The following is a 21219-nucleotide window of genomic DNA, read 5'->3' on the forward strand; positions in this document are numbered from 1 at the left end:
TTTACCAACAATGGCAATAAAAAAGGCCGTCCTGAAAAGAACGGCCTGTTACATCTGCTTCACGAGTTATAAAAAAGACTATCTCCATTGCATTTGATGATTAAAATGGTATTGCTTTCCTGTTACCATTTGATGGAATCGCCGGCATACTGCGCATGGTAGGCGGTCCGGCGGTCATTTGCTGCAATCTGCTTTATTTGTGCGGCCACCGGGGCAGCCAATAGTAACAGGAAGGGAACCAGCCCAGCAATCATCTACCAAATGTATCATTTAGCAGGAGGCTTGTTACTTAGCTGCAAAAATAAGAGCGATAATGGGCAATATTGCACTGCTCTACTTCTTCTCGCCATACAATTCTATCTCCCGGATCGCTACTTTGCTGCTCTCTGGCTGAATACCTGTCACCTGGAAACGCACATACCGCCCGCTTGCGGGATCAAATGTTACCGGCTTGTAATCCTGTCCTGATGCACGTATGGCATTTTTTACCGTAGTCCAGTGCTCACCATCTGTTGATATCGCGATACTGTAGATATACCAGTCACTGTCTTTTCCCCATACGATCCGGCTACCGGAGAGCTGATAATTTTCTTGCAGGTCGATCGTTATGTTTAAAGGAAAGGCCGTAGTTCCTGTCGTCCAGCCAGTGGCGGTATTGTTATCAGTAATAAGCGGTACTTTCTCCTGGTTTGTAACAGGCATTATGCTAAGTGGCTTACCAGTAAGCATAATGGGATGGAGTGCTTTGCTGGCAACGGCCGTTTCTTTGATAGCAGCTACTACTATCTTACTTTCATCTATCCAATGCGGATGTTTACCGTCCGTTAGAAATGCTGTATTGGCAGCAACTGTGTTAATTACTTTTTCCACAGACAAGCCTTCTTTTGTTTCCGCATGTATCACGATTTTACCAGGTTTGCTGCCATGGCGAATAATGCCATAGGCAATCCCGCCTTCCGTTTGTTGCGGGGAGATACCTGTGGCGGGGATATTTCCTCCTATGAGGCTCCCTGCACCGCTTACGCTGATATGCAACAGGTAGGATTGTCCCGGTGTTTGATTGGCTATCACGGTGCCATTCTTATCGCACACCTTTACATAAAATGGGGTCATCTCCCACCCGTTCGCAGGGAAGGCCGACAGCCCCTCGGGGATTGTTATTTCCAGGTGATGGGGAGCTAATGGTGTTTGCACGGTGTGCGTGCAAACAGGCGCATCTTTCATCAGGCCTACTGCTTTCAGGGTGCCGGCTTCATATTTGCCTGTATGAAACAGGAAATAGGGGCTGCCTCCTTTCGCTGCCACAAAAGTAGCCGTGGCAGCATTTCCGCGACGGGTCATTTGGCCTAGGAAAATATTGTTCCTGTATAGCTTTACAGCATCGCAATTGGAAAAGACCATGATCGTGCTATCTTCCGAAGGTTGGTTGTTGTAACTGCCAATATACACCATAGGGCCATAGGCGGGGTTATGTGCGTCTTGCATAGCCTTCAGCTGGTAATAGCCAAACTTCTCATAACGATCCAGGTCTACCACCCCACTGAACGCGGTAACGGCGTCTGAGCCCCTGGTATAGTCGTTATAACTCCACACAAAATACCCTCCTATCCTGGGGTTGGCATCCAGTTTTCCATGGTCCCAGTAACCTCCGGCTGCTTCGGAAGTTTCGCCATTGAGTGCATTTTGCCGGAGGATACATTGATTAATCATTCCTTTTTCTGTATAGATCCGGGAGGCACGCAGACTGTTTTCACCGGTGGCATCCGCCATCCAGGAGTCGCCCCATTCGCGTGTCAGAAAAGGTTGCGAGGGCATCGGATCGGTGCCATCTTCATTGACTACTTTATAAGAAACGTTGTAATAACTTTTACTCCGGCTGTTATAGTCGTCGGCCAGGAATAGCTGGTCTCCCGGCATTTCAGCATGAGCCACGGCTACCGCCTTTTCCATCCAAGAAGCTGGGGTAGGAGACTCATTCAGGGAGGTTTCCCACAGGAATACTGCCGGGTGATTTCTATCGCGGCGAATCATTTCGCGTATATCCGTCAGCGTATGATTTACAAACGCGGTATCCTTGCTAAAGAATTGCCAGCCAGGTTCGCATTCAATCACCAGTAGTCCCAGTGAATCGCATGCATCCAGGAAGGCGGGCGACTGCGGATAATGGGCGGCACGCACTGCGTTAAAACCGCCTTTCTTTAATTGTAGCGCATCCAGGTATTGCATACGGTCGGAGGCGGCATCGCCTACATACTGATAAGCCTGGTGCCTGTTAGCGCCCCGCAGGAATAGTTTGGCTCCATTCAGATAAAATCCATCCGCCTGGAAGGCCAACTTTCGTATGCCCGTGTAAGTGGATATGCTATCTACTAATTTATCATCTCGGTATACCAGTGATACCAGCCGGTAGAGATAAGGGTGGTCGGGATGCCACAGGTGTGGTTGTGCCACCGTCAGTTGCTGGTGAAAATTTTTATCGTGCTGTGTTTCCACTTTCGTGCGACTGGTAGCTGTAGCGACCGTCGCTCCGTTTTTATCTATGAGCTTGGAAACCAGGGTGGCATTATCACTTGTGAGATGATTGTTTACCACATGAGTGTTAACTTCCATCACTGCGGCTGTTTCGCTTACGGCAGGATATTTAATAAACACCCCTCCGCCAGCCACCCGATTGGCTTCCAGCGGGTGGGAAATAAACAAGGAGTCAGTTACTAGCAAGGATACATTCCGGTAGATGCCGCCAAAATAATTAAAATCGAGGTGCTGTTGGGGCTTGCCGGGCGTAGTGCGTGGATCATCGGTATTCGTGACTCTTACAGCCAGTACATTGTCTCTATCAAAAAAAATATGATCAGAAAGATCAGCCACAAAACCTATATATCCACCTGTATGCGTTTTAATTTTTTTCCCGTTGAGATAGATATCGCAGTTCATTTGCACACCATCGAAACACAGGGTTATCCGCTGATGGCGGTAAGCAGCCGGTACCCGGAAATATTTGCGGTACCAGCCAACGCCCTGGTATACCTGGTTGCCCCCGTTGTGTTTTTTTTCAATGCGCATCACGTGGGGAATGCTAACGGCGGCCCAACTGTTGTCTTTAAACGAAATACTTTCTGCGCCGGTAGTGTCGCCGCGATGAAAAGCCCAGTTGGTATTAAAATTAAGTACGGTCCTGTTTTGTGCGGAGGCAGGTAAAAGGGCAAACAGGCTAATAACGGTGAATAAGGACACTATTTTCAAGCAATACATATATTACCTTTTATGAAAAAAAATCCCGCGTATTTTGCAATTCGCGGGATTTGAAAATATATAAAACTCAACTAACTTAATAACCTTCATTTTGAGACAGGCCCTTGTTCAGGTCTCTCTCTTTCTGCGGTACCGGCCAGAGGTAGTCTCTGCCCGCGTTAAAGGTTCTTGTTTCCACTTTTACGTGATCACCGGTCAATGTAAGCTTACCGGTAGCAGGATCTACGGTTCCTAACCTGGAGCCATATACTACGCCCGCTCTAACGGCAGGACCAATTTGCCATCGTTGTACATCATACCAGCGGAGACCTTCCAATGCCAGTTCCACTCTACGTTCGCGTCTTACGAGGGTACGCAGTTTACCCTGTGAATTGTACACAGCCCTGTCTACCACCGGCATACCAGCGCGTTTCCGGATAGCATCCAATGCATCGTATACCGTGTTGTCGATTACACCTGATTCAATCTGTGCTTCTGCATAGGTGAGCAGTACTTCTGCATAGCGGATCACGATCATATTCAAACCTGTGTTCCACATATCCGGGAAGTCGGACAGATGCGAAGTAAATTTCTTCTCTATATAGGCAGAAGGAGAATTGTTATTACCGTTGTAATAATCATCCTTGCCGGCTTCAATAGAGTTATAGTATTTGCCTTCATACATCTGGCCTGGATATACTACGGTTGCGGATAAGCGAGGGTCCCTGTTATTATAGGGATTGCTCTCATCATAGCCGGAAGCAGGATCATCGATGGTTTTACCGTTCTTCATCTCGTAGGCATCTACGAGTGATTGCGTGGGGCTCAGGGAAGCCCAGCCACCGAAACCGGAAGAAGGCATGATACCGATATCGCCATTAGGTACATCATTGGCTTTATATTGTACATCGAGGATTACTTCGCTGTTGTTTTCGTTCGCAATGCGGAACAAGTCCTGGTAGTTGGGATAGAGGTTATAGCCTAATCCCATTACTTTTTTACAATCGGCGATACAATCTGCATATTTTTTATCATACAGTTCTATTCTGGCTTTCAGAGAAAGAGCGGCGCCTTGTGTAATGCGTCCTACATCGCTACCACTGTAGCTGGCAGGGAGATCTGGTGCAATAGCGGCCAGTTCGTCGAGGATATATTTGCGTACATCCGCCCGTGGCGTTCTGGTTACGGCTGCCGCTTCCTGGGCAGTCAGGGTCTTGACAACCAGTGGCACATCACCATAGAGCTGCGACATCGTAAAATACTGGTAAGCTCTTAAGAAGCGTACCTCTCCTTTGTATCGCGCTTTTAATTTATCATCCATAGGTACGCGGTCGATGTTTTCCATAAACCAGTTACATTTCTGGATCGTTTTGTAATCCCACCTGTTTTGCACATTTGGATCTGCTGCGGAGGCAGTACCATTGCCGAGGTGCTGGTAATTATCCCAATACCACTGGCTATAGCTATTGTCACTCACGGCATCCATATAGAGGAGGTTGTAATCACCTTCCCAACCATTGTAACAGCCATTCAATGCTACGGTAGCACCTACAGAAGATGACCAGAGATTGTCATTACTGTAAGCATCGGTCGGTTGTTTATCGAGATAATCTTTCTGACAAGCCGTTTCAAATAAAGCTGCAAAGAGAAATATATATAGTATGTTCCTTTTCATAATCGTTATGCTTATCGGTTAAAAACTAACATTTACACCCAGCGTATTCACTTTCACTTGTGGATAGTAGTAAATACTGCTCCTGTTCGGCGCTTCCGGATCTATCCATTTGTAGAGGTGATCGAATGTAAGGATGTTCTGGCCGCTGTAATAAAAGCGCACTTTAGTAAGACCAATTCTTTTCAGCAGATTTTCAGGAAGTGTATATCCTATCTGCAGATTTTTCAGACGGAGGTAAGATCCGTCTTTCACCCAAAAAGAAGAAGGGGTACCATTAGGATCATTCTGTGTATAGCTGCTCCAGATGCGAGGCAACGCGGCGCCAGTATTTTCAGGTGTCCAGGTATCCAGCAGTGCGGTGGTAGGTCTACCAACAGTGCTACCTACTGCACCGAGTTTACCGGCGTCAATGTATGTTTTCACACCGGCAGCACCCTGCAGGAAGATGCTGGCATCAAAGTTTTTCCAGGAACCACTCAGGTTAAGACCAAAAGTTACTTTAGGGAAATAGTTGCCCAGGTATTGCCGGTCAGCACTATTGATTTTACCGTCGCCATTAATGTCTTTATACTTAATATCGCCCGGAGCGGTGGTGGTGGACTGTTTAGGCGCTTTGGCAATTTCATCCGCGGACTGAAAGATACCTTCTGCGATGTAACCATACAAAGAATTGATGGGCAGCCCTTCCTGCTGTACCGTATATCCATCAATGATGGGACCTGTTCCGTGAAGATCAGTTATTTTGGTATTGATAATAGCAGTATTGAAATTAGCGCTATAGGAGAAGTCACCCTTCCTGTCGCTGTACCCGAGAGAAAACTCCCACCCTTTGTTCAGCACCGCACCAGCATTTTGTACGGGAGCATTTAATCCATAGGTAGAAGCGGCGGGGGGAGTCAGCAGGATATTGTTTGTCTTTTTATAGAAATAATCGGCTGTGAAATTAAGCTTATTATCCAGGAAGGTTGCATCCAGTCCCAGGCCGCTTTCTGTTGTACTTTCCCATTGCAGACCTGCATTAGCACCATTTACTGGTGCAAAACCACTGGCAATGATGGGGTTAGTACCTCCGAAAGTATAGTTCTGTCCGGAACTAACAGTAGTAACGTATGGATAGTAAGGGAAAGTGGGATAATTGGTAGCATCGTATGTTTTCACATACTGATTACCCAGTTGGCCCCAGGAAGCCCTTAATTTAAGATTGGAAATATATTCTTTTGCACCAGCGAAAAAGTTTTCCCGATCAATGTTCCAACCAGCAGAGAAGGAAGGAAACAAGCCCCATCTGTAGTCGGGAGCAAAGCGGCTGGCACCGTCGTAACGGAGATTAGCTTCAAAGAGGTATTTGCCATCATAGTCATAGTTCAACCTGCCGAAGAAAGACTGCAAAGCCATTTCGTAAGTATACCCGCTGGTTGTCTGACCATCTGTGTAACCGAGGTTGACATCATTCAGTGCATTAATCAGGAATCCCTTCCGGTAACCATCATCAAAAGTTCCTTTTGTATGTTCCTGTGAGTAACCGCCCAGGATCTTGAAATTATGTTTGGCAAAGGACCTGGTATATTCCAGTAAAGCCTGTTGTGTCAGGGTGTTGGTCAGGTAATTTTCATCTCTTACATAAGAAGGACCCTGGTAGAAGGAGCTGTCGCCGTTAGCGGTATAGTACTGTTGATCAGCAGCAAACTTCTTGTTACGGTTCATCTTCATGATGTAGGCAATGGATGGCTTGAAATGCAGGCCCTTTATAATTTCCCAGTCAGCGCCTACATTACCTATCAGGTCGTAGTAGGCATATTGATTCAAGCTGGCGCCTTCGAGCCATGCCATAGGGTTACCGTCGCCAATAGCGCCGTAATAACCATTTTTATACTTATAAGGCACGGTAGAAGAAATGCGGTTGATCTGGCGTACCAGCTGTGTAAAGTCGCCGGTATATGGATTGCTGGGTTCTTTCTTGCCAGTAGAGGTAAAGCCCACATTCGCATTTACGTGTATGTTGCTCCTTACTTCTGAGTTGAGGTTCAGGCGGGCGGTATAACGGGTGGCATTTGTTTTCTTCACGAGGCCATTTTCATCAAATAAACCCAGTGACAAATTGTACTGTGTTTTTTCTGACCCACCAGACAAGCCCAGGTAATGGTTTTGCTGGATACCGCTTCCTTTATAAAACATCCCCAACCAGTCCGTATTAGGATAATTAAACGGATCGGAGCCATCTTTAAACTTCTGAATTTCTTCCGGTGTATAACGGGCGGTTTTCCCTTCGTTTATCCTTGCCTGGTTAAACAGGGTGGCTGCTTGCCAGGAGGGTAGGAAATCAGGGAGACCGGTAGCTTTTTGCTTTCCTACATAAGCATTGTAAGTTACCTGTGTAACGCCTTTTTTACCCTGCTTGGTAGTTACCAAGATAACACCGTTGGCTGCACGGGAACCGTAGATAGCAGCAGAAGCAGCGTCTTTTAACACCGACATGGAGGCGATATCGTCCGGGTTGATATTGTTCAGGTTGGCGAGGGTAGTGATTACCCCGTCCACTACCACAATAGGATCGGCATTATTCAGCGTACCTATACCCCGGATGCGGATGGTTCCGGCATCGGAGCCTGGCTGGCCGCTGGCGGCAGCGGTAACGGTTACACCGGGCATAGTTCCCTGGAGCGCATTACCTAAGCTGGTAACGGGCCTGTTGGCCAGTTCTTTGGTGCCAATGCTGGCAACGGCGCCGGTGAGATTGGCTTTCTTCTGAACGCCATAACCTACTACTACCAATTGTTTCAGGGAACTAACATCTGGTTTCAGCCTAATATTTACCTGTGTTTGGCCGGCGGCTACTTTCACTTCCTGGCTTTCGTAACCAATACTGGTCACCAGGAGGGTTACATTTTCGCCGGTGGTGGCAATATGAAATGCGCCACCGGGATCAGTAATAGCGCCTTTTTGGGTGCCTTTAATGACTACAGATACTCCAGGAACAGGTGCACCGTTTTCATCGGTCACTTTACCAGTAAGCGTTACCGGCGGCGGTATATTAGCCACGGTGGCGGCAGCTACCGGCGTTTCCATTTTAGTAATAAAAATAGTATTGCCCTGGATGTCGAAACTGAGTTTTTGATCCCGCAGCACCGCTTCCATGGCTGCCTGTGGAGAAGCATTTTTCAGGTTCAGGGATACAGGGTGGCTGTCTTTTATATCTTCCTTATCGTAGAAGAAAACATAACCGGTTTGGTCTTTAATAATATTTAGCACTTTTCTTAAACTCACCTCCTTGGCCGAGTAGGTCACTGTCTGGGCATTGCCTTTAGCACTGACCTCTAGTGCGGCAAGCAGCAGCATAAACGAAGTTAGCTTCATAACTAACAGGATTTTGGTGGATACGTCCGCATATTTCCAATATTTGCGGGTACCGGAATTACAAATAGCATTTACTTGCATACTTTTGCAATGTTTGGTTGAATTAATAAATAATGTTTACCGACTTGTTTGTTGATTAAACTGAGCCAAAGCCGGGGTAGGACGCCAATCTTTATCCCCGGTTTTTTTCATTTTAAAAATGCGTGGAAAAGCCTGCAGGGCTGCTGCCAGGACTTTGTTTTATTCATTGTTCAATTATTTAGTTGTTTAATTGTTCAATAATCATGGCTGGATAACGATCCTGTTGCCATTTTCGATTCTATATTTGATTCTTGTTTTAGTTAAACCCTTTAATACTTGTGATAGTGAGAGGCTTCTGCCGATTTCTCCAGTAAATGAGCGTTGAGGAATGGCTCCTTCATATTTTACTTCTATGTTATACCACCGGGCCAGTTGGCGCATAACGGTGGGGAGATCAGCATTATCGAATGAAAAGAATCCATCTTTCCAGGAAACGCATTCCTGGAGGTTTACGTGGTCTACCACGGCTATTTTATCCGCCTGCGGTGCTATCCTGGCCTGTTGTCCGGGCCGGAGCTGCAGCTGCTGCTGGCGCAGATTAACGCGTACTGCCCCTTCCAGCAAGGTAGTAGCAATGGCCGCTTCGTCTGTATAGGCGTTGACATTGAATTGTGTACCCAGTACTTCCACCACGGTACCCCTTGTTTTTACCAGGAATGGCATCTTTTCATTTTTCGCCACATCAAAGAAGGCCTCACCGGTAATAGACACGCTTCTTTCTTTACCGGTAAATGCCGTGGGATAAGTAATGGAGGACCCTGCATTGAGCCATACTGTGGAACCGTCGGGCAATACCAGCTTGTACTGGCCGCCCAAAGGGGTACTCATCGTATTATATAACACCTGTCCTTCTGGATTGGCTGATTCATCATACACCAGCTGGCCGTTGGACAGTTTGGTTACTTTGGTGTGTCCCTGGGTAGCCAATAAGCCGTTGCTGGCACTATCCAGCGTTATCTGTGAACCATCGGCCAGGGTTAGCATGGCTTTATTCCCACCCGGGGCTACATCCCGCACAGGGGCTTTAGTGGCCACAACAGGTGGCTGCACTTTATGTGGCCGGAGAAAATAGACCCCGGCAGCAGCGATTACGACAATCGCAGCGGCTGCCCACCATTTTTTCCAGGACAGGAACCGCACCGGCTGCTGTGCTGTGATTTTATCGGTATCAAGTATTTCTGTTAATATGGCGTGCCAATAAGTATGATCATACCCTCCGGCATCCGTTGACGGCGTTTCCGGTGCATGGAAAGCATCCATCAACGCTATTACCTCGCCCGATTCATCTGCCTGGATCAGGGAAAGCAGCTCCTGGTACTCTTCTTTGCTGGCCTGCTGCGAACGGATACGCGTCAGCAGGTATGTAAGTCTTTCTATATCAGGCAATACCGTGATTTTTAAATATAATACTCAGTTGATAACGTAGCACAGGTGAACAGGAAAAACAGCTCCCTGTATTTATACGTACCGCCAAATAACCGATAGTACCTATCGGGATAAAAAAATTTTAACAAAAAAATAAAATTCCCATTTCCAGGAGGATGAGTGGGAGGATAACTCCATGTTCGACAAGGAATTCCCGGATGGACTTCAGGGAGCGGACCAGTGAATTTTTAATAGTTTGGGGAGATAAGTCTAGTTGACTGGCTATTTCGGTAATCTTCAGCCCTCCTTCCCTGCTAAGCATATATATTTTTTTTGCCTGGGGCGGGAGTTGTTGAATAGCCTGCTTTACCAGCATCGCTGTTTCTGAAAAGGAGAGATTTTCTTCCGTAAAATTGGAGACAAGCGGGTTTTTAAGCCCCATAATATGTACTGCCTTATTTCTAACCCCCTGTCGCTCCAGCCAGGTATAACAGCGATAGTAGACCATCTTAAAGATCCAGTTATGGGGCACGGCTACCTCATTTAACTTTTCCCTGCCCAGCCAGATGCCCAGGAATATCTCCTGGATAATATCTTTCTCGGGTCCTTCTACCCGGATAATCTGGGTGATTACAGGCTTTATTTTTGGAACATACAAATGAAACAACGACGCAAACGCAGCTTCATCGCCCATTGCGATCTGGCGGAAAAGTGCAAGTTCATGTCCTGTATTATTATCCATCCTCTTTAAAAACCCCTGCTCAACGGCACTGAACATTCATTCAGATGCCGGGCAATTTTAGAAATAACAAGTTGAGTTACCAGGTATAATGGTAAAAACCAGTCAATACCATTGGATACAAAATGTAAAATACAGAAAATATACTTCCCGAAAGCCTGGTTTCCATTATTTATGAGCAGCAGATATAGGCCATTTACGCCATGGGGTTACATTTATACAAAAAACATCCTCTATTTTTGCATGAATAGATACAATTTTTACATATATAAATAGCTTTTTAAAAAACGGTAAGAGCAATGGGAATGTCCATTGCTCTTACTTTATAGTCCATGTACCAGGATCATGCTTCCACTACTACAGGAATTCCACCTGATAGCTTTCAGGGGCTGGTATTCCGGATCGTCATAGCATTGCAGCGCGGCTGCTTCTGATGGAAACCTGATAATGGCATTCATCGTTCTGGGGTTACCTTCTACCCCGATCGCCTGCAGATCGGCCGCCAATATTTCAGCGCCATATTTCTTCAACAATTCCGCTACCGGCGGGCCATACCGGGCATATTCCTCCATGTTGGTGATATCATAACTATTTACATAGTACACTGGCATAAAACAGCTATTATAGGTTAATAAATATATTCCGGCGGTACAATGCCTCTGCAACGCAGGTAGGTAATTGCCTGTCCGCGATGGTGCGTAATATGATCGATAGTAGCATAAAATCCGGCTATCGCTTTATCTGTGGTGGCATTCTTTTCCACGCTTTGTTTCAATTCGGCAAAAGCGCCGTCTAAATAACTCATTGTTGCCTCTTTACCGAAAGCTGGCGCTGGCGGGTTCCAGTCGGATGATTGCTGCCGGATAAAATTCTCTTCCCACCAACCGATGCCATAACCGATATGATGTAACAATTCTCCAAAGGTCCAAACTTCCGCTGCCGGTTTAAAATCGTATTGCTTTGCCGGCATCGCCGCTGCCACGCCCAGGGTATAATTCCTGGCATTTTCCAGGGTGGTTAATAATTGCGTTTTCATAATTATTGATTTGATATCACAAAATTAACCGGCGGCTATCCCATCTATTTAAGGAAAATTGCGCTTTTTTCAACGGGTGGCTAATGGTGATTTTCCAAATTGCTTTTTATACGCTGCTGAAAAATGTTCGAGGCTGTTGAATCCGGTGGAGAAAGCGATATCTGTGACCGGTAGCCTGGTATGGCGCAAATGCAGGTGTGCCTGTTGCAACCGTACCTGCAATAAATAATGATAAGGTGTAGTGGTAGTCACCTGTTTGAATAACCGGTTAAAATGAAAAGGGCTCATATGTCCCAGCGCAGCCAGTTGCGGTAAAGTAATGACGTCGGTGTGGTTTTCGTGGATAAATGCCTTCACGGTTTCTATCACCGGTAAATAACATCTCTTTTGTTTATCACTCAATACCGGCTGTTTTAAATCATTACCTGCCGATAATACCCGCAAAAAAAGTGTTGTCATCAGCTGCTCCACCCATAGTTGGGAATAATGCGGCTTTCCAAGCTGGTGGAAAATATGCTGATGCAACAGTTCCATTTCAGGCGTTGCTTTTACCAGCACCGACTGTATATCCGGATTTTTAAAGAACCAGTCGAATCCCGTAGCCTGCTCCTGTAACAGCGCCGCGCTTTCTGCCGGGAAAGAAAAAATAGTGCATTGGTCCGGGATATCGTGTATATGTGCCACCTGGTGTTCATAACCAGGTTTACACAGGAGAAATAAACCACTATAGGCATCCAGGTCGTTCCTGAATACTTTAAACCGGAAGTTGCCCTTGCGGATATAAGCAATAGAAAATTTTTCCTGGTATTCTTTACCGGACACTTTGCATTGCCGGCACTGGCACAGAAAATTGTGCACAGCACCGATATCCGACTGGTAAAGTGTTTGAATGTCTGCCTCCATGCTTTTTAATTTGATGATACAAATATAAACCGGCGTTGCGACAACCTTATGTCAGGAGGGGAAGTGCTCCTTTTCACGATTGCGGTAAATGCTTTTGCAGCTGTTGATATAACAGCCGGTCATTTTCATCGACCCACCTGTAACTATCCAGTATTTCAACATTTATGGCTGACTGCATCACATTCTCAAAAGCCTTGGGAATCCAGCAAAACAAAACCTGCTCACAGGCATAACTTGTACCATGATCATAATTACTTTTCAGATAAAACCAGGTATCAACAGGCGGCGTATCGTTTAAATCAACAAACCCCTGGCTTGCTTCCAATGGCGCCCCATCCCCGGCGGATATGGATGTTTCAAAAGAAAGTATTCTTCCCATACTTCCGATATCCGGAAGATATTGATCTCTTACTTCAGGTCTTTGCTGCATCATCTGCTGCAGGAGATCCCCATAAAAGCGGCGTTCATCAGCAGGGTTATGATTCCAGGCCAGGTATTCCGCATCAAAATTATACAGCGGCACATCTGCTATCAGCGGATTGGTACGCCGGAGTATTGTTTTATAAGTACCCGTGGTAATTTCCCTCTCCCTGGTCAGTGTTTCGACCCAATTGATCGTACGAAGTAATGCCTTCCTAAAATCATCTACCTCCTGATCCGTCCACATATTAACAGCCAATTTTTTTTCAAAATAAAGCGGAGTATATATTTCGGGATTTTTTTTCTCACGCATGAATAGCTGTCGTAACCATTTTTTCATGACCAGATGTATTTCATTTAATAAAGGTAATCATTTCGATGACCACGAATCACGCTCAATCTCTTCCACTGCCACCTGCAAATTTTCCCATTTCCATAAATCAAATTCCCGATACGATCGCTGCCATGCTTTCCCTGCCCCTAATTTTGCAAAAAATTTCAACGGCAAACATGTCAACTTCAACCAACCTATTCGTAGCTATTTTATTTTCCTGTCTTTTTTCTTTGGTTGCATCCGCCCAGCAGACTGTTATTAAAGGCGTAGTACGTTCGGGACGTGAACCCCTCAGGTATGCCACTGTGCAGATTAAGGGCAGTGTTGCCGCAGCTTATACCGACAAGGATGGAAAATATACTATCGAAACCAGTCAATCCGGCGTGGTAGTATTAACGGCTTCCTTAATAGGATATGATACCCAGTCCAAAACGCTGCAGGCCGGAGGTGAGCAAACGGTCGACTGGCTGCTGACACCTGCTTCCCGCGAACTGGGAGAGGTGGTCGTATCTGCCAGCCGTAAACCAGAAATGCTTGATAATATCCCGTCGTCGGTAACAGTGCTGTCCCGTAAAACACTGGAAGATAATATGGCGGTTACTACCGATATTACCCAGATACTGGCCAATGAAGTACCCGGGCTGGCGCCATCTGCCCAAACCAACAGTAATGTGGGGCAGTCGCTGCGCGGAAGATCCGTACTCATTATGATTGATGGTATCCCTCAATCCACTCCCCTGCGTAATGGAGAAGTAGACCTGCGTTCTATTGACCCGGCGGTGCTGGAGCATATCGACGTGATCAAAGGCGCTACCGCTATCTACGGCAATGGCGCTGCTGGTGGCCTGATCAACTATATTACCCTGACTCCCAGAGACGAAAAAGCTATCGGGGGTAAGACCAGCTTAAACATGACCGGATCGCTGGCTGGCCTCAAAAACAGTGTGGGCGGCCGTATCGGCCAGTTGTTGCACGGAAAGTCCGGTAAATTTGATTACGTAGTAAACGGCGTGTATGAAAGTACCGGCGAATGGAAAGATGCGAAAGGAAAACTTGTAGGCCCCAACTACAGCCTGGGAGAAACCGATAGCTACAACGCTTTCGTTAAACTGGGATATACACCCAATCGCCGCCACCGTATTCAGCTCATGTATAACCTGTACAGTAGCCTGCAAAACTCCAACTACACCCTGGTAAATGGTGATTATCTCACGGGCAAACCGGCTACCGGCGTATTGGGCAAACAGGCGGGCAGTCCTACCGGTATCAACGGCAACCATAACCTCCAGCTTTCCTGGCATGCCGACAGTCTCATTGGCGGCGCCAGCCTGCAAGCCGATGCTTACTATGAATCGCGTGATGATATCTTTTACGTTTCCCTGGGACGCTTTGAAGGCGGCGATGGACAATCGCATACTTTATCAAAGAAAAAGGGATTCCGCTTTATGTTCAATTCGCCAATAACCAGCAAAGGCAGTTTGTCTTATGGTGCCGACCTGGTTAACGATATTACTTCCCAGCCACTGGTAGATGGACGGATATGGGTACCGGAGATGAATATGTTTAACATCGCTCCTTTCGCAGAAACGCAGTGGACTTTTATGGATGACCTTATCGTAAAAGGCGGTATCCGGGTAGAGAACGTGAAGATTGGTGTCAACGACTATACTACCCTGCGGATTACTAACGCCAGCGGTGCTACGATAACGCCCAGCTTTGCCGTAAAAGGCGGAGATCTTAACTATACCGCCACCTTGTTCAATGTAGGCATTCGTTACAACCGCCTTCCCCTGTTCTCACCCTATATCAGCTTCTCCCAGGGCTTTTCCGTATCTGACATAGGCTTAGCGCTCCGTGACGCCAAGGTGAATGACTTAAAGAAAATCAATACCGAAGCCGTACAGGTCAATAACTACGAACTCGGATTTGTGAGTAAAATGCAGCGATTCCGCTTTGAATTGACCGGCTTTGTCAGCACCTCGAGGCTGGGCGCTGAAATGGTATATGACACCAAAACCGATCTGTTCGTTGTAAGCAGGACACCGGAACGTATATACGGTTTTGAAGCGGCAGTACAATATCGCCTGCTCAGCAACCTGGACCTGAATGCTACTTTCAGCTATGCAGAGGGCAAATCCGATACCGGGCGCGTTAACCGTTATGATGTATACCTCAACAACCGCCGTATTGCCGCGCCTAAAATAGGCGGCAGCATCAGCTATCGTCCGCTGAATACGCTGGAGGTACAGTTGCATTATACTGGAATTATGAAACGGGATCGTTTTGAAAAATTGCCCAGTGGACTATATAAAGGCTATGAAGGTATCGTAAAACCTTATCACCTCTTTAACCTGAATGCCAGCTACCGTGTTACACGCAGTACTCTGCTGACACTGGGTGTAGAAAACCTCTTTAACACCGATTACTTCCCTGCAAGATCACAGTGGTTTATGATTCCGGGTTTTTATGCAAAGGGCAAAGGCGCCGCATTTAACATAGGCATTTCCGTGAGTTACTAACCATTTATATATCACCCTTATGTACAACAGGCAGCTGGTGGCTTTCCGGCTGCCTGTTTTTATGATAGTTAAAGTAGTCCTAATTTCTTCATAGCCTTTAACCCATCTGCGCTGTTAGGGTTCAATTCAAGGGATTTCCTATACATCCTGACAGCGTCTTCGCGGTAACCGGTTTCCAGCAGTGCTTCTCCGTAGCTGTCATATGTATTAAAATTCCCTGGATCCAGGAAGGTATTCAGTTTAAATGTTTCAAGCGACCACTGTTGATGTTTTTTGGCGCTGCATTGGTACAGGAAGTCATATCCCAGGAAGTTCATCTCCCGTGTATTAAAATAATAATGAGAAGTATCCGCTTTATAAAGGTGCAACATACAGGCAGCGTGGTCAGCGCCCCCGGTTATCAGCGCATTAGCATAGGCCCGCACGGCAGACTTTTTAAAATCCAATGGCATAGGTCGCTGATGATTTAACATATAAAAACAGGAGGTTACATTTTCTCCAAACCTGCTATTACCGTTAGTGTAGGCTATCACGACCTGTTTGCGCGCCAGGTGATGATAATAAAAAGTAGCCAATCCAAATTTAAACCCGCCATGCCCCACTCCTTTTCCATAACCTGGCTGTATAAATATATCCCAGCCCAGGCCATACTGCCCGGTTCCTTCTCCCAGCATGGTATCCATATGCTCCGTGTATACTTTGCCATTATTGAGTTTCAACGGAGTAATAGCCTCTTCTACAGTAGACAGCTTCAACAGTTTCCCGCTAAAATAAGCGTTGTCAAATTTTATCATATCGTCTGCTGTGGTAATTACATTGGATGGCCCTATGCTTGCCTGGTTATTATACTCACTGTACCGGTAACGCTTTACGAGGGTCGCATCTGTGTAGGCCGAGTCATATAATGCAGGTATTACCTGCTGTTTTACACGAAGGCTATCCTGGAAATTACTGCTGCCATATACTGCTACATAGGTATCTTTCATGCCGGCGGGTTTGAAAATATGTTTTTCGAGATAGGCTGGGAACGAGCTGCCGGTTATCTTCTCCACAATCAGGGCCAGCAAACTGAAGTTGGTGTTACAATACCGGAATTGATCACCCGGCGTAAAATAAAGCTCTTTGTTCCACTGTCGGAGCAAGGGTAGTATAGCCGCATTGGTAATCACCGAATCAGGATATTGTTTAACCACCTCCTCATACAATTCCAGATCAGGCAATCCGGAGGTATGCGTAAGCAAGTGGCGGATGGTAATGCCGGGGAATGGAAACCCGGGCAGATAGCGGGTAACCGGGTCTTCCAGCCTCAGTTGCTTTTTATCTCTTAACTGGAGGATAGCCGTAGCCGTGAATATTTTTGAAATGGAGGCCAGGTTAAAGCGTGATTGCATGGTATTGCGCTGCCCTGTGGCATAGTCGGCGTATCCATCGGAGAAGGCGTATACTTTATGCCCATTTTCTGTCAGGGCTATATTTCCGTCGTACAAATGATGAGCGGAAATACTATCGAAATAGGCTTTCAAGGCTGTATCGCGGCCCTGCGCGAAGACCGCCGCCGCCGCCAGGCATATTATTCCAGTAATAAGTATACGCATAAATATAGTTTTATAAGGCAACCAATATTATAATGCTTTCATGAAATCGGCATACACATGTGGTGAAAGCAGTAAATGCTGTGACGAAACCGGCTGATTTTCCTGTATATTTGTTTTTGCCGGTAACACCATTCTTGCGCCGGCCAGCTTTATGAGTATCCTTCTCTCTGCCGGACATTATTTTGGTAAGGAGCAGCAGTTTAACGAAACAGCGCTTTTCAAGCTGAATATCACCGCATATCAGCCCAATACACATTTGCATGACCACTGCCATGAAAATGCGTATCTCAGCCTGCTGATCAGCGGTGGATATGAGGAGATGGCGGGCCGCCATCAGCAAGCCATTCTTCCCGGAGAGGTATTGTTCCGGCCTGCCGGTTACACACATGCCAACAGGTTCCATGCCATTCCCGGCAGATGCCTGAATATTGAATTTAAACACCCGGGATTAAATGAGTTGGCGTCTCCACAACAATTACCCACCACGCTAACAGTGTACAAAACTGGCACCTTCCAGTATTTATACCAGCTGCTATATTCTTTCCTGGAGGATCCTTCCGGTAGTATGTCTGAAGAATATATCCTGGGCTGGCTGTCGGATGTAAGTGCCGTTAAAATCCCTTCCCGCCTGCCCTGGCTGTCGAAAGCAAAGGCCATCCTGGAAAATGAATTTGATACTCATCACACCATCCATTCACTCGCCTCCCGTGTATATGTACATCCTATTTACCTTGCCCGCGCATTCAGGGAAAAAGAAGGCATGACGCCTGGGGAATACCAAATGGAAATGCGGGTAAAAAAAGCCCTGTTCCTGTTGTTTACCACTTCTCTCCCCATTGCCGACATTGCTTTCGCGGCCGGATTTTCGGATGCCTCCCACTTAGTGAGGATATTCCGTCGGCATTACCGCAGTACACCCTATCAATTCAGGAGGCTCCTGAATAGTTAATCTGGTTCCATTTTTATTGGTCCCCGATCTTTTTCTTTGTATAAAAAAAAGATGCGCCGACTTACCCTTTTGCTGTTCCTGTTATGTCCCCTGTGGTTATGTGCCCAGCGCCAGCTTATTTACCAGTTACAAGTGCAGGCCGATCCTGAAAAGAAAGCTTTCCAGGTAACGGGCAGTCTCCGGTTTACCACCAGTACACCAGCTACTGATACTGTTACGATGGTGATGAGCCGTGGCCAGGGCCATTCCCGGTTACAGCTGGAAGGCAGGAGCGCCGCGATGGATACCAGCACCAACGAATCCGGCGATATCGTTTATCATTGGCGGTTTAGCCGTCCGCTGCCTGAGGGCACGGTGCTGCGCTTTAGCTATGTCCTGGACCGCGGCGCTACGCCGGCTTTCCAGTTTTATATCGACAGCAGCTTCTGCATGGCTGGCGGATATGGCTCCGCATGGTACCCCCAGGTAATGGCACGCGCTGCCGATGGTACCGACAATGCCATACGGGGCGGCGGCAGCATCCGGGTAACCACCCCTGCCGGCTTTATGCCCGTGATGGCAGCCAGTAAGATGAGTACTGCCATTCCAACAGGTTCGGGGCAAACGACCGAATTCCGGTACGACCAGCCCGATATCTTCTCTCTATATATTGGTCACTATACGCGGCAGGAATACCAGGGCAAGTACCCCTTTTATACCTATAGTATCAGTAAAAGCGTGAATGGCAGCCAGTTATCAAGGCAGGCCGCTATGGTACTGGATTATCTCGCCTCCCTGTTTGGCCCTTTAACGATTCCCAATTTTTCCATCATTGAATTCCCTGATGCGGTATCTGAGCGCACCGGCATTGGCGGCGCCAGTGTATTAGGTGGCGTAGTGATGCCCACCGGTGCATTGCATGAATTTAATTACGCCCTCTTTGGCCATGAGATAGGACACCAGTGGTGGGGCAACAAGGTCCTGTCGAAGGGCCGCAGAGGCGCCGAAATGCTGTCGGAAGGCATGGCGCAGTATGGCTCCCTACAGGTGGTGAGCCATTTTGATAGTGCACATGCCATTTATTACCGGAAAACCGGCTATGCCGGCTATCTGCGTGATCAGAGCGGACTGGGCTATCTTAAAAATGTGGCGGCGGGCAATGATGAACCGTTGTCGGCCCTTACCGGCGGCAATGGCCATACACTGGGAGATAGCAAAGGATTCCTGGCGTTGGAACTATTATCCAACGTAGTTGGAAAATCCGTTTTCCATAAAGCCATGCAAACCATCAGCAACCAGTACAGTCGCGATGGCGTGAGCTGGGATCAATTCCTCCACGAAATGGAAACCGCCCATGGCAGCAGTTTACAATGGTTTTACCGGCAATGGTTCGAACGCACCGGGGCGCCAGCCTGGGAGCAGCAGTGGCAACAACAAGGTAATCATCTCCAGCTAACTATTACTCAAAAAGACAGTCTTTACCAGCTACCGCTGGAAGTGCTGGTTACTTATAAAGATGGGCACCAGGTTATGGAGAACATTAACATTGACTCCCGCAGCGAAACATTTCAGCTGCCGGTAACCAACGCAGTAGCATCCGTACAGGTAGATCCCTATTTTAAGGTATTGCACTGGGAGGATTCGCTGGCCAGGATAGCCTATGCCCAGGCCAGGCCAGGGCGGGTGTTATGGCTGCGGATGGATGGTAAGGATAATGAAGCAGCCAGCCTGGCGCATTCCTATTTAAAAGAAGGTATTGCCGGTGACACTGCCGGGGTAGAATTTTCGCTGTTGTATCAGCTGGGACGGATTACGAGCACACAAAATAAGCCTGCAGAGGCCCTGGGCTATTATCAACGCGCGCTGCAATGTGCATCGCGGGTGCCGGAGCTGCTGGCATATACCTATTTCCGCATAGCCCAGATTGCCGCCGGCCAGCACAATACCGAGCTAATGCAATGGGCTGGCAGAAATGCCATCACTGCCGATGAAGCCAACCAAAAAGCAGATGGCATGGCGGCAAAAGTAGCTTTATTGGAAAATTAAAATACTGTACTGTAGCGGATTTACAACGGAAAATAAAAAAAATTGAAAAATTTTCCCCTAGAATGTCCAATTCGGATTTACCCGAGCATTATTGAAGTATAAACACAAACATTCAATAATACATAAAAACGAAAGACATCATGGAACCAAGAATTAACTATCTGCAAAAAGGACAATCAGCACTGAAAGCATTATTTGGCTTAGGCATGTACCTGGGTAAATCCAGTATTGAACAACCTCTCCTGCACCTGATCTATTTCCGGATATCACAGGTAAATGGCTGCGCCTTCTGCCTCGATATGCACTCCAAAGATTTACGTGCAATGGGCGAAACAGAGCAACGCCTGTATATGTTGCCGGCATGGAAAGAATCACCAGTATATACAGCACGTGAACGCGCAGCCTTCGGCTGGGTAGAAGCTATCAATGCCAATGAAGCCCCGGATGAGGTATATGAAACTGCCCGCCGGGAATTTTCTGAAGAAGAGCTGATCGACTTAACCATCGCTGCGATTACCATCAGTGGCTATAACCGCATCAATATCGCTTTCCGCCCGGTAGCCGGCAATTACCAGCCAGGCATGTTTAACGCAAAAGCTAACTAATAATTTAATCGTACATTCATTCACTATTTAAACTAATAATACGTCATGAAAGAGTTCATGTTAATATTCCGTCAGCCCAGTTATGATTACAGTCAAGCTACTTCTGAAGAGATGCAGGCCATTGGAAAAAAATGGGCCGATTGGGTAGGCGGAATTGCCGCCCAGGGCAAATTGGGCGCCACCGGGCGTCGGCTGGAAACTGATGGTAAGGTATTGAAAGCCGGTGGTGTGATTACCGATGGCCCCTTTGTAGAAATCAGGGAACGCCTGGGTAGCTTTATGATTGTAAAAGCCGATACCCTGGAAGAAGCTACTACACTGGCACATGGCTGTCCTGCGCTGGATGCTAATGGTAGTGTAGAAATCAGGGCTATCATGCAATAAATTT

The 21219-nt window shown here is 46.9% G+C and carries 16 protein-coding genes; 5 read left to right on the forward strand and 11 right to left on the reverse strand.

Going from position 1 to position 21219, the window contains the following annotated elements; all coding sequences use genetic code 11:
• Positions 1-122: 122 nt before the first annotated feature.
• The 10 genes from HGH90_RS31940 to HGH90_RS05740 form a co-directional block, all read right to left on the reverse strand.
• Complete coding sequence (locus tag HGH90_RS31940) at positions 123-254, reverse strand: hypothetical protein (protein WP_262888548.1); 132 nt, start codon at positions 252-254, stop codon at positions 123-125.
• 79 nt (positions 255-333) lie between these two features.
• Positions 334-3252, reverse strand: coding sequence for a glycoside hydrolase family 2 TIM barrel-domain containing protein (locus HGH90_RS05700; RefSeq protein WP_169190615.1), 2919 nt, complete (start codon positions 3250-3252; stop codon positions 334-336).
• A 76-nt stretch (positions 3253-3328) separates the two neighbouring features.
• Positions 3329-4906: a RagB/SusD family nutrient uptake outer membrane protein gene (locus HGH90_RS05705; protein WP_169190616.1), complete on the reverse strand. Its 1578-nt coding sequence runs from the start codon at positions 4904-4906 to the stop codon at positions 3329-3331.
• Between the two features lie 18 nt (positions 4907-4924).
• The gene (locus HGH90_RS05710) at positions 4925-8260 is read right to left on the reverse strand and encodes a TonB-dependent receptor (protein WP_168767619.1); all 3336 of its coding nucleotides are present in this window, start codon (positions 8258-8260) and stop codon (positions 4925-4927) included.
• A 282-nt stretch (positions 8261-8542) separates the two neighbouring features.
• The gene (locus HGH90_RS05715; RefSeq protein WP_168767620.1) at positions 8543-9727 is read right to left on the reverse strand and encodes a FecR family protein; all 1185 of its coding nucleotides are present in this window, start codon (positions 9725-9727) and stop codon (positions 8543-8545) included.
• 121 nt (positions 9728-9848) lie between these two features.
• Positions 9849-10448: an RNA polymerase sigma factor gene (locus tag HGH90_RS05720; protein ID WP_168767621.1), complete on the reverse strand. Its 600-nt coding sequence runs from the start codon at positions 10446-10448 to the stop codon at positions 9849-9851.
• A 320-nt stretch (positions 10449-10768) separates the two neighbouring features.
• The gene (locus HGH90_RS05725) at positions 10769-11056 is read right to left on the reverse strand and encodes a DUF1330 domain-containing protein (RefSeq protein ID WP_168767622.1); all 288 of its coding nucleotides are present in this window, start codon (positions 11054-11056) and stop codon (positions 10769-10771) included.
• Between the two features lie 17 nt (positions 11057-11073).
• Positions 11074-11481, reverse strand: coding sequence for a DinB family protein (locus HGH90_RS05730; protein WP_168767623.1), 408 nt, complete (start codon positions 11479-11481; stop codon positions 11074-11076).
• A 69-nt stretch (positions 11482-11550) separates the two neighbouring features.
• Complete coding sequence (locus tag HGH90_RS05735) at positions 11551-12384, reverse strand: helix-turn-helix transcriptional regulator (protein WP_169190617.1); 834 nt, start codon at positions 12382-12384, stop codon at positions 11551-11553.
• Between the two features lie 73 nt (positions 12385-12457).
• Complete coding sequence (locus HGH90_RS05740; protein WP_169190618.1) at positions 12458-13144, reverse strand: hypothetical protein; 687 nt, start codon at positions 13142-13144, stop codon at positions 12458-12460.
• 170 nt (positions 13145-13314) lie between these two features.
• On the opposite strand from HGH90_RS05740, the gene HGH90_RS05745 reads away from it, so the two are divergent.
• Entirely contained in the window at positions 13315-15657 is a 2343-nt protein-coding gene (locus tag HGH90_RS05745; RefSeq protein ID WP_169190619.1) for a TonB-dependent receptor, read from the forward strand.
• A 68-nt stretch (positions 15658-15725) separates the two neighbouring features.
• Here HGH90_RS05745 and HGH90_RS05750 read toward each other — a convergent pair whose 3' ends face one another.
• Entirely contained in the window at positions 15726-17252 is a 1527-nt protein-coding gene (locus HGH90_RS05750; protein ID WP_169190620.1) for a serine hydrolase domain-containing protein, read from the reverse strand.
• 151 nt (positions 17253-17403) lie between these two features.
• On the opposite strand from HGH90_RS05750, the gene HGH90_RS05755 reads away from it, so the two are divergent.
• The 4 genes from HGH90_RS05755 (at position 17404) to HGH90_RS05770 (ending at position 21215) form a co-directional block, all read left to right on the forward strand.
• Positions 17404-18201, forward strand: a complete 798-nt coding sequence (locus HGH90_RS05755; protein ID WP_168767628.1) for a helix-turn-helix transcriptional regulator — start codon at positions 17404-17406, stop codon at positions 18199-18201.
• A 51-nt stretch (positions 18202-18252) separates the two neighbouring features.
• Positions 18253-20226: a M1 family aminopeptidase gene (locus HGH90_RS05760; RefSeq protein ID WP_169190621.1), complete on the forward strand. Its 1974-nt coding sequence runs from the start codon at positions 18253-18255 to the stop codon at positions 20224-20226.
• A 140-nt stretch (positions 20227-20366) separates the two neighbouring features.
• Positions 20367-20831 (forward strand): carboxymuconolactone decarboxylase family protein, encoded by a 465-nt coding sequence (locus tag HGH90_RS05765; protein WP_168767630.1) that lies wholly within the window; start codon positions 20367-20369, stop codon positions 20829-20831.
• A gap of 45 nt (positions 20832-20876) precedes the next feature.
• Positions 20877-21215, forward strand: a complete 339-nt coding sequence (locus HGH90_RS05770) for a YciI family protein (RefSeq protein ID WP_168767631.1) — start codon at positions 20877-20879, stop codon at positions 21213-21215.
• Positions 21216-21219: the final 4 nt, after the last annotated feature.

Source organism: Chitinophaga sp. Ak27 (assembly GCF_012726295.1).
Lineage (GTDB): Bacteria > Bacteroidota > Bacteroidia > Chitinophagales > Chitinophagaceae > Chitinophaga.

What these genes read in the sequence shown, in the direction of transcription:
- HGH90_RS05725 (WP_168767622.1), bottom strand. Translation starts at nt 11,056, where the DNA reads ATGCCAGTGTACTATGTAAATAGTTATGATATCACCAACATGGAGGAA.
- HGH90_RS05700 (WP_169190615.1), bottom strand. Translation starts at nt 3,252, where the DNA reads ATGTATTGCTTGAAAATAGTGTCCTTATTCACCGTTATTAGCCTGTTT.
- HGH90_RS05710 (WP_168767619.1), bottom strand. Translation starts at nt 8,260, where the DNA reads ATGAAGCTAACTTCGTTTATGCTGCTGCTTGCCGCACTAGAGGTCAGT.
- HGH90_RS05735 (WP_169190617.1), bottom strand. Translation starts at nt 12,384, where the DNA reads ATGGAGGCAGACATTCAAACACTTTACCAGTCGGATATCGGTGCTGTG.
- HGH90_RS05760 (WP_169190621.1), top strand. Translation starts at nt 18,253, where the DNA reads ATGCGCCGACTTACCCTTTTGCTGTTCCTGTTATGTCCCCTGTGGTTA.
- HGH90_RS05705 (WP_169190616.1), bottom strand. Translation starts at nt 4,906, where the DNA reads ATGAAAAGGAACATACTATATATATTTCTCTTTGCAGCTTTATTTGAA.
- HGH90_RS05720 (WP_168767621.1), bottom strand. Translation starts at nt 10,448, where the DNA reads ATGGATAATAATACAGGACATGAACTTGCACTTTTCCGCCAGATCGCA.
- HGH90_RS05740 (WP_169190618.1), bottom strand. Translation starts at nt 13,144, where the DNA reads ATGAAAAAATGGTTACGACAGCTATTCATGCGTGAGAAAAAAAATCCC.
- HGH90_RS05750 (WP_169190620.1), bottom strand. Translation starts at nt 17,252, where the DNA reads ATGCGTATACTTATTACTGGAATAATATGCCTGGCGGCGGCGGCGGTC.
- HGH90_RS05770 (WP_168767631.1), top strand. Translation starts at nt 20,877, where the DNA reads ATGAAAGAGTTCATGTTAATATTCCGTCAGCCCAGTTATGATTACAGT.
- HGH90_RS05730 (WP_168767623.1), bottom strand. Translation starts at nt 11,481, where the DNA reads ATGAAAACGCAATTATTAACCACCCTGGAAAATGCCAGGAATTATACC.
- HGH90_RS05765 (WP_168767630.1), top strand. Translation starts at nt 20,367, where the DNA reads ATGGAACCAAGAATTAACTATCTGCAAAAAGGACAATCAGCACTGAAA.
- HGH90_RS31940 (WP_262888548.1), bottom strand. Translation starts at nt 254, where the DNA reads ATGATTGCTGGGCTGGTTCCCTTCCTGTTACTATTGGCTGCCCCGGTG.
- HGH90_RS05745 (WP_169190619.1), top strand. Translation starts at nt 13,315, where the DNA reads ATGTCAACTTCAACCAACCTATTCGTAGCTATTTTATTTTCCTGTCTT.
- HGH90_RS05755 (WP_168767628.1), top strand. Translation starts at nt 17,404, where the DNA reads ATGAGTATCCTTCTCTCTGCCGGACATTATTTTGGTAAGGAGCAGCAG.